The sequence below is a fragment of the Aliterella sp. E5.1 genome (assembly GCF_057473825.1).
Window position 1 is genome coordinate 1 of record NZ_JBYCCV010000148.1, and the last position, 6,935, is coordinate 6,935.

Sequence of the window (6,935 nt, forward strand, 5' to 3'; positions counted from 1 at the left end):
CATATTTGAGTGCTTTCTCCAACATTTCTTTGCTTTCAGATATCTCCACTTGGAACGGACGACTCATAACTTTTCCTTTCCCCTTACACTTATGCTAATTTAGCGCACCTTCATTCAGAATTGGTATTAGAAAAAATTGTTTCAATTTCCGCAGGAATTGCTAGTTCTATATTTACTCATCTTTGTCAAAGCGCCGTAAGTTTTGATAGTCGGGTTTGGCTGGGTGTCAATAAGGCGAAAGTAGTAGATTACTTCCGTTGGCGACAAGCAGATGCAGGGCGATGTGCCTTGAATGGTTGGTGTTATTGGACTTTACGCAAAGCAGGTAAAAGCGTCGGACAAGCAACATCTATGCTGGAGGGTAAATCGGTAGCTTTTAAAAATGACTTGTTATTTGAGTATGGGATTAATTTTAACGATTTACCTACGTGGCAAGGGCGAGGAATTGACTTGTACTGGGGAGAATATGAAAAAGAGGGCTACAATCCAATTTCTCAGCAAGCTGTTGTAGTTAAACGTCATCGAATTGAAATTGATAGGGAATTGCCGATGAAAGAAGCTTATGCAGAGCTTATTAGTGGGACTTTAGATAGTAATTCGGCGATCGCGGATTAATATATTTCAATTGCTGATTCTTGTCCTCAGCAGTTTTTTGTGTCATTCAAATAAAGTTGTCCTTTATCCTACCAAGATCCCGGACATCTGGTAGGTTTTTTTGGACAGTTTTTGGTCTTAACTAAACTGTTTCTGCAAGTTGCTTGTTTAGAACTTCAAGATTAATTTCGTAACGTTGCAACAGGTCATTGAGAGTAGAATTGCCTGTTTCAGCCAGTCGGATTAAACCCCACAAAAGATGCTCAGTTCCAATCGATTTCTTGCCTTGAAGTCGAACGATTTGTAATGCAAGCTCCATAACAAACTTACTCTCTTGGCTAAGTTTTGGATTCTCACGGGATTCAAAAGAATGCTCGTTGGTTTCGATGACCAGTATTACACCATTTTCTCTCAGTAAGCGCGCAGAGGTTGAAGTTGGCTCGGCTAACAAGCCAGCAAGTAGATGTTCTGGTTCAACTTGCGATTCTTGCGATAGCGAAGCGCTGCTGCTTTCAGCAGATCGCACTGCCTCGTTTCGAGCAAACTCGATTGCATTGATTGCTGTCTTAGTAAACCGCTCGAAACCAAACTCGAATCCAAAGTAATTTTTGACTCGCTCAATTAGTGTTTGCATAGAATTTTTCGCCTCATAAATGAAAACGTCTTCGATTGTGACATTGAGCATACTGGCAATTTTGAAAGCCATGTCTAGGCTAGGGTCAAACTTGCCGGATTCAAAACCATTGACCGCCTGACGACTTACTCCTAATTCTCTGGCTAGGTCAGATTGCGACCATTTATGCCGTTGTCGAAGTTCCTTCAGTCGGTTTTTCATAGCTTTGCTTATTCGCTGTCAAGTGATACTTTACATTATTGTCAAGTGTAGCTTGACAAAAGGCGCGGAGTATTTAAAAATCTCGGTTTAGATGCAGTTTAATAACCTGCTCAGATTGCAGGAAAAAAGTAGAATTTTTAAATCAACTTATCTCCACTCTCCTTGCAAGCCAAATGCTGCCCAATAATAAGGCGATTTCCACTTATCTTGTTTCCACACTTCTATTTGCGCCTCTCTCAATGCTGCGGCTGGCTTCAACCCTTTATTCAGCATTCCTGCATAAGTAATTCCGTAGAGCTATATTAAGGATGCCATGAGTAGCAAAATGAATAATCTTATACTGACTGAGGTTTGGGCTAGTAACCGCCGCGCGATCGGCAGCAAAATCGAAGGTTTGCGAAGTCTTATTAGCTGGTACAAGGGCTAAAATTTGCTCGGCTTCTTGCCTTTTACCAGGCAAACGGGCAAAGCTTACGCCAGATTGAAGTGCGGATTTCTGCAACGGAGCGTTTTTGTTAGCAGGCAAAGTAGCGGTTGCAGCTTTTACCCTTTCGTCATCTTTAGTAAATACTGGATCGGCTAGAATTGCTACAGTTTTGGGCGCAGGTTTTCGTCCCATAAGTTCGCGCCGCAATACATCAATAGTAGAAGCTGACGGCAAGCTAACAATTTCATGCTCGACTAATAACGGGGTATTGTTACTATTTGGTGCGGGGAGGGCAGCAAATGGTACGTATTGTAAAGCTCCATCGCCGACTACTACTAAGCGTTTTTGGCGTTGCTGAATGAGCGTAGGAATCAGTTTGGAATCGGAACAGCCCAGAATTTGAGATAGTGCAGTAACAATCGAATTGAGAGCCTCAGCATTTGCTCTGATGAGCGAATAACACCATGTTTTTCGATGCCATCGGGTAAGATAATGTCGTAGCCGCCTATTTTCTCCTTCCACCAGCCTCCGGTAGGTCTTGCTAACAATCTGGTCTCCATCGGGAATGAATCCAGGCTCAACTGACTATCCATCAGTGATCTAAAAGTAGCACTGCCAAGTGGCAACCACTGCCCATAACGGTTCACAGGTTTTAGCACTATGGTCTCCCCATCCCCAGCCTCAGATCCTCGCCGTCAAGTGGTCAACTGCTGTCCAGAGAAGGCAAAACCGGGGGGAAGATTCCTCCCTTTTATTGCTGCTCAGAAACGGTTTTTTTCCCGCCGACAAATGTTTCTAATTCCTCAAGTTCCCCAACCTGGGGAATCGGCTCTGGCTGGTAGGCATCGGGCAGGTTTTCTCCTCCTTGCTTCACCCAGTAAATTACCGTTGTGTGATATCATGTCCGGCAAATAACTTATAGTTACACTCCGATTTTAGTCCACCAATGAAAACCAGTTAATCCTTGAATTAAATCTTGCTGCTTTAGTAAGGATTGGCATCGGTAAAATAAAACGTCTTCGCTCGTCATCTAAGGTGTCAAAAGATTGATTGGTGATGGGTTCATCAACTAAAGCCCATAGTCTTTCGGCGGGTTGTAATTCTAGTGAATAGAGAGGCAAAAATGTTAAATGCAGCCCTGGAGGAATTTTTACTTCACGACTAATGTGCCACCCGGCTCGATCCACGGCTAAAAGAATATGTTTTTTAGTACCTAATTCAAATTCACGCCCAAAGTCTGCTAAAACTTGATTAAACAGTTGTGTATTAACGTAGGGCAAAATCCACCAATAAGTTTCTCCAGTCTTAGGATGTACGAACATCATATCCCTCTTTTGTCACTCTGAGTAAGGAAAAAACAAACTAAAACTTGAAAAAGCTTGTAATGTAAAGCTTTTAAACTTTATTTTCTCACATCAGACTTCCTTTGTAGTCATTTTGCCAAAATCCTGAGCTAAAGCAGGTTCTAGATTTTACTCTCCTGAAAGTGATAAAAGAGGGATATAGCCATAACCATTTAAATTGCCAATTAACGTTGGCTATGGGCGTTGTTCCCTCCGGTACATAAACTCGGCGTAAAATTGGTTTCAATCCTAAACGATGTTCATCTTCGCACCACAATTGAATTTCCGCTTCGGGGTAAGTAGTTTGAAGTGTGCTTACTTCCGTTGCTAGTTTTTTTTCCAGGCAAGTTGTTCGGTTCGTCGCTTTGAGTATGGGATGGTCTTGGTACTCGAAGTCGAAAAGACATCTGGCGCAGTATTTCCCATCCCCTCTGTCGGCTGATTTGTCGCCCGGTTAAGGTAGTTAGCCAGTCTGCAACTTTACGACCGTTCCATAGTCCTCCGTCGGGAGCTTTTCCTTGTAGAACTTGCCGTAACTGTGCTTGCTGTAAATCGTCAATTAGCGGCGAGGCTCCTTTATTTTGGTGGGGAAAGTCTCCTAATCCTGCAACGCCTAACTCGTTATATCTTTTGACTAAAGCATAAATCCATGTTCGGCTATAACCCGTTATTTGTTCTACTTCCTCAGTTTTCTTTCCTTGGGCTAGTAACCAGATAATTTGAAACTGACGTAAAGTCTGCCGGGTGGAAGCTTCCACCGGCGAGCTTACGGCTTTCTACCCCACCCCTGGCCTGTTTATAAACCTGTTCTAGTTGGGCAATATTTGTATGTTCGGCTACTGCAATCCGTTTCGGCATAAATCATCTTTTTACTCTCCACTTTTATCATAATCGATTACGTGGACATGATATGATGCACCCTTTTAACTCGTTCGATGCCACGAAAGCCCATGCCGTTCACCTACATCTTCAAGCCTTCTCGTTTGACTTCATCACTGTATCCTCTAGATGCCTGATTGCCTTCAATGAATTGTCGCCCACAACTTACACAAATGTTGTTTTGTTTACCTCGTTTGAACCCCTTCTTACGGTTATGAGTTGATTGGCACTGTGGACAAAGCATCGCCACTTTCCTCAATTCATATCTCTATTATGCAACGCCGCGTTTTTTACCAATGTGTCCTGCTACGGGTTTTAGGAGAATATTGCTCAAATTAGCGGCTGCTTTGGCTAAATTTTGCTTCCTCAAACCAAAACGCTTATCGGTAACTAATTGATAATATTGCTTGGCGATAGTTTCTATTTCTGCTTGGGGTGGCAATTCGTAGCTAGTTAGAGAGTTAGCCGTTACCGCCCACAAATAGCTGCGTTTTTCGCCTAGGGAGTATTCTAGCAATACTGTATCAGGCTCTAAAAGTTTTTGAATTTGAGCTATTTTTAGCGCCTGGGGCTGAGTTAAGGCGGCATACTGGGGGCTGGTCGTGCGAATTTGGGCTTGCAAATCTTGGTGTTGTTTTAATAAATCGGCAACTTGTTTATCTACGGCGGCTTGCGCTGGCGTATAGTCGGTGCTAAGTACCTTAACTTGCTGTGTTTCTGCTAGGTCTAACTTTGCTTGTAAATCGCGTTCTTTTGCTAAAAGTTGCGGATCTACGCCTTTACGGATGTCTGCGTTAGCCTCGATGAGAATTTCTAACAAACTACGGGCGCGGGCGCGATCGCTTACTTCTAACGCTTCGGCATCATATCCTGCTTTTGGTTCTTTTTTATGCCACTGCATCAATAAGTCTGTATAAAACTCATAATACTTCTGTACCGAAGCAAAATAAGTAGCCCGTAACTCTGAACTTGCAATTTTGGTACGCAAGGTTTCAACCACCGCGATCGCAGCTTTAATTTGTGCTTGAGCTTGGGGAAGGTTGCCCCGCCCTCGTTCGCTAATTGCAATATTGTATAAACTCTCTGCCTCTCCAGTTTTGTCGCCCAAACTCTGCCAAACGGCTAGAGCGTTATTGTAAGAGGCGATCGCACTGGGATAATTAGCTTGAGTATTGTAGGTTTTACCAAGATTATCCAGTGTGGGGGCGGCGGCGGCTCGAATACCCAATTGCTGCCAGGTTTTTAATGCCGCATTTGAAGCATCTAGAGCTTTTTGGTAGTTTCCAGAAGCTAAGTACACTCTCCCCGTTAAAGCTAAAGCTTCAGCGAAAGGACTTTTTTGGGCGCGAGCAATAGTTAGAGCCGTATTAACGGCTTCTAAAGCTTTGGGATAATCTTTCAATGATTCGTAAGCTCTAATTACACCAGTGAGGGTAGCAATTTCTCGAAACTTGTCGCCAGAAGCTCGTCTTACAGCTAGGGCTTGATTGTAGTAGTCTAAGGCTTTGCGATCATCTTTTAACAAACGGTAGACGCTGGCAATATTATCTAGAGTTTGCCCTTCCTAGACGCGATCGCCAATGGAGCGAAAGATTGCTAACGCCGAGTTGTGGGAATCTATACTTTACTGATAGTCTCCTAAAGAGCTATAAACTTGGGCAATATCATTGAGCGCTACCGCTTCACCGGGGCGATCTTTGACGGCTCTTTGCAAAGTTAAAGCCATGTTATAAACATCGAGAGCTTGTTGATAATCCCCCATAGAACTATAAATTCCGGCAATATTCCCCAAAGTAAAAGCTTCGCGTGCGCGATCGCCTGCGGCTCGTTGCAAGTTCAAAGCTTTATTTAAAACTTCCAGGGTCTTTTGCTTTTCCCCAGTTTCATCGTAAGCAAAGCTTAGTTGATTGAGAATTTCCGCTTCTACCAAACGGTTGCCCGCCGCTTGTTGTAAGCTGTATCGCCCAAAGAAGCATAAACTCCCCCTAAGCTAATCAACGTTGATGCTATTTCCGGCGATTTTTTTTCGGCTCTAAATAGCGTCAAAGATTGGTTGTAATACTCAATAGCTTTTTGCTTCTCGCCCAAACTTGAGTAAACCCCAGCAATAGAGTTAAGCATAATTGCTTCACCATAGCGATCGCCTAAAGCCCGTCTGAGTTCTAATGCTTGCGTATAATTTTCCAAAGCTTTGCGATAATCATTCTGGAGATAATAAGTTAAACTGACATTTTGCACCAAGCTTGAGTTAGTGGAAAAAAGGTAGAAGTAAACTTTAGATACCTGCCTGTTCATGTCCGCTATCCTGCCCCAAGCCCAAGCCCTAGTTTCTAAAATAATCAATTTGATGCCGACGTGCTATCAACAAAATAGTCTGCAAGCGCTATTAGGTTTGTTTTTAGAAGCAACGGGCTCACCCTTGCCAGAATACTGCCAGTGTAAATCTGCAAGTGCATTAAGTCGGTTTCTCAACGAATACCAATGGTTCACTCGTGCCGTAATTAAGGCAGTGCACTCTGCCGCGATTCAGCAAATTTTGTCGCAGCGAGAACTGGGTCGTAGACCAACGCTACAAGTCATTACGGATCTAACCACACCCCGTGAAGGTAGGAAAGTTTAAAGCGTTCAAGCACTTAATTCGTGTTTACAACGGCAAGCGCGGATTACACATTGTGATGCTCTATTTGGTACTGGGGCAATGGCGAGTACCGTGGAGCTTTCGTGTTTACCGGGGTAAGGATACCTTACAAGGGTAGGTTTTTTACAATTAGGAAGAATCAGAAAAAGATAAATCGCTGAAACGATTAAAGGATAAAGGAAACAAACGACCGAGAAACAAAGACTGACCATTGAGCAG

At 43.3% G+C, this 6,935-nt stretch carries 7 protein-coding genes and 5 pseudogenes; 2 read left to right on the forward strand and 10 right to left on the reverse strand.

Annotated features, from left to right (window positions below; genetic code table 11):
• Positions 1-120: 120 nt before the first annotated feature.
• Positions 121-615, forward strand: a complete 495-nt coding sequence (locus AC2VE5_RS23435; protein WP_486890071.1) for a hypothetical protein — start codon at positions 121-123, stop codon at positions 613-615.
• A 121-nt stretch (positions 616-736) separates the two neighbouring features.
• Here the strand turns inward: AC2VE5_RS23435 and AC2VE5_RS23440 are convergent, their stop codons facing one another.
• The 10 genes and pseudogenes from AC2VE5_RS23440 to AC2VE5_RS23485 all read right to left on the reverse strand — a co-directional run bounded on the left by AC2VE5_RS23440 (position 737) and on the right by AC2VE5_RS23485 (position 6,373).
• Positions 737-1,429 carry a helix-turn-helix transcriptional regulator gene (locus AC2VE5_RS23440; protein WP_486890072.1) on the reverse strand — a complete coding sequence of 231 codons (693 nt, stop codon included), beginning with the start codon at positions 1,427-1,429 and terminating at the stop codon, positions 737-739.
• Positions 1,430-1,576: 147 nt separating this feature from the next.
• Positions 1,577-1,702 carry a CHAT domain-containing protein gene (locus tag AC2VE5_RS23445; protein WP_486890073.1) on the reverse strand — a complete coding sequence of 42 codons (126 nt, stop codon included), beginning with the start codon at positions 1,700-1,702 and terminating at the stop codon, positions 1,577-1,579.
• The gene (locus AC2VE5_RS23450) at positions 1,692-2,306 is read right to left on the reverse strand and encodes a CHAT domain-containing protein (RefSeq protein ID WP_486890077.1); all 615 of its coding nucleotides are present in this window, start codon (positions 2,304-2,306) and stop codon (positions 1,692-1,694) included. Before AC2VE5_RS23450 ends, AC2VE5_RS23445 begins: the two co-directional genes overlap by 11 nt.
• Positions 2,228-2,754: pseudogene (locus AC2VE5_RS23455) on the reverse strand (IS1 family transposase); the annotation flags it as partial. The gene AC2VE5_RS23450 and the pseudogene AC2VE5_RS23455, both read right to left, overlap by 79 nt.
• Before the next feature lie 37 nt (positions 2,755-2,791).
• A pseudogene (locus AC2VE5_RS23460) lies at positions 2,792-3,175 on the reverse strand (transposase); the annotation flags it as partial.
• A 181-nt stretch (positions 3,176-3,356) separates the two neighbouring features.
• A pseudogene (locus AC2VE5_RS23465) lies at positions 3,357-4,057 on the reverse strand (IS630 family transposase); the annotation flags it as partial.
• Positions 4,058-4,163: 106 nt separating this feature from the next.
• Positions 4,164-4,322, reverse strand: a pseudogene (locus AC2VE5_RS23470) (IS1/IS1595 family N-terminal zinc-binding domain-containing protein); the annotation flags it as partial.
• 27 nt (positions 4,323-4,349) lie between these two features.
• Entirely contained in the window at positions 4,350-5,603 is a 1,254-nt protein-coding gene (locus tag AC2VE5_RS23475) for a tetratricopeptide repeat protein (protein ID WP_486890074.1), read from the reverse strand.
• Positions 5,604-5,702: 99 nt separating this feature from the next.
• Positions 5,703-6,008: a tetratricopeptide repeat protein gene (locus AC2VE5_RS23480; RefSeq protein ID WP_486890075.1), complete on the reverse strand. Its 306-nt coding sequence runs from the start codon at positions 6,006-6,008 to the stop codon at positions 5,703-5,705.
• Positions 6,002-6,373 carry a tetratricopeptide repeat protein gene (locus AC2VE5_RS23485; protein WP_486890076.1) on the reverse strand — a complete coding sequence of 124 codons (372 nt, stop codon included), beginning with the start codon at positions 6,371-6,373 and terminating at the stop codon, positions 6,002-6,004. The genes AC2VE5_RS23480 and AC2VE5_RS23485 overlap by 7 nt, the downstream gene beginning before the upstream one ends.
• On the opposite strand from AC2VE5_RS23485, the pseudogene AC2VE5_RS23490 reads away from it, so the two are divergent.
• Positions 6,372-6,822 (forward strand): annotated as a pseudogene (locus AC2VE5_RS23490) (IS701 family transposase); the annotation flags it as partial. The gene AC2VE5_RS23485 and the pseudogene AC2VE5_RS23490 overlap by 2 nt on opposite strands.
• Between the last annotated feature and the right edge of the window lie 113 nt (positions 6,823-6,935).

Bases quoted from the DNA above. Each gene is read 5' to 3' on its own strand.
- AC2VE5_RS23445 (WP_486890073.1), bottom strand. From the start codon at position 1,702: ATGCTGAATAAAGGGTTGAAGCCAGCCGCAGCATTGAGAGAGGCGCAA.
- AC2VE5_RS23485 (WP_486890076.1), bottom strand. From the start codon at position 6,373: ATGAACAGGCAGGTATCTAAAGTTTACTTCTACCTTTTTTCCACTAAC.
- AC2VE5_RS23440 (WP_486890072.1), bottom strand. From the start codon at position 1,429: ATGAAAAACCGACTGAAGGAACTTCGACAACGGCATAAATGGTCGCAA.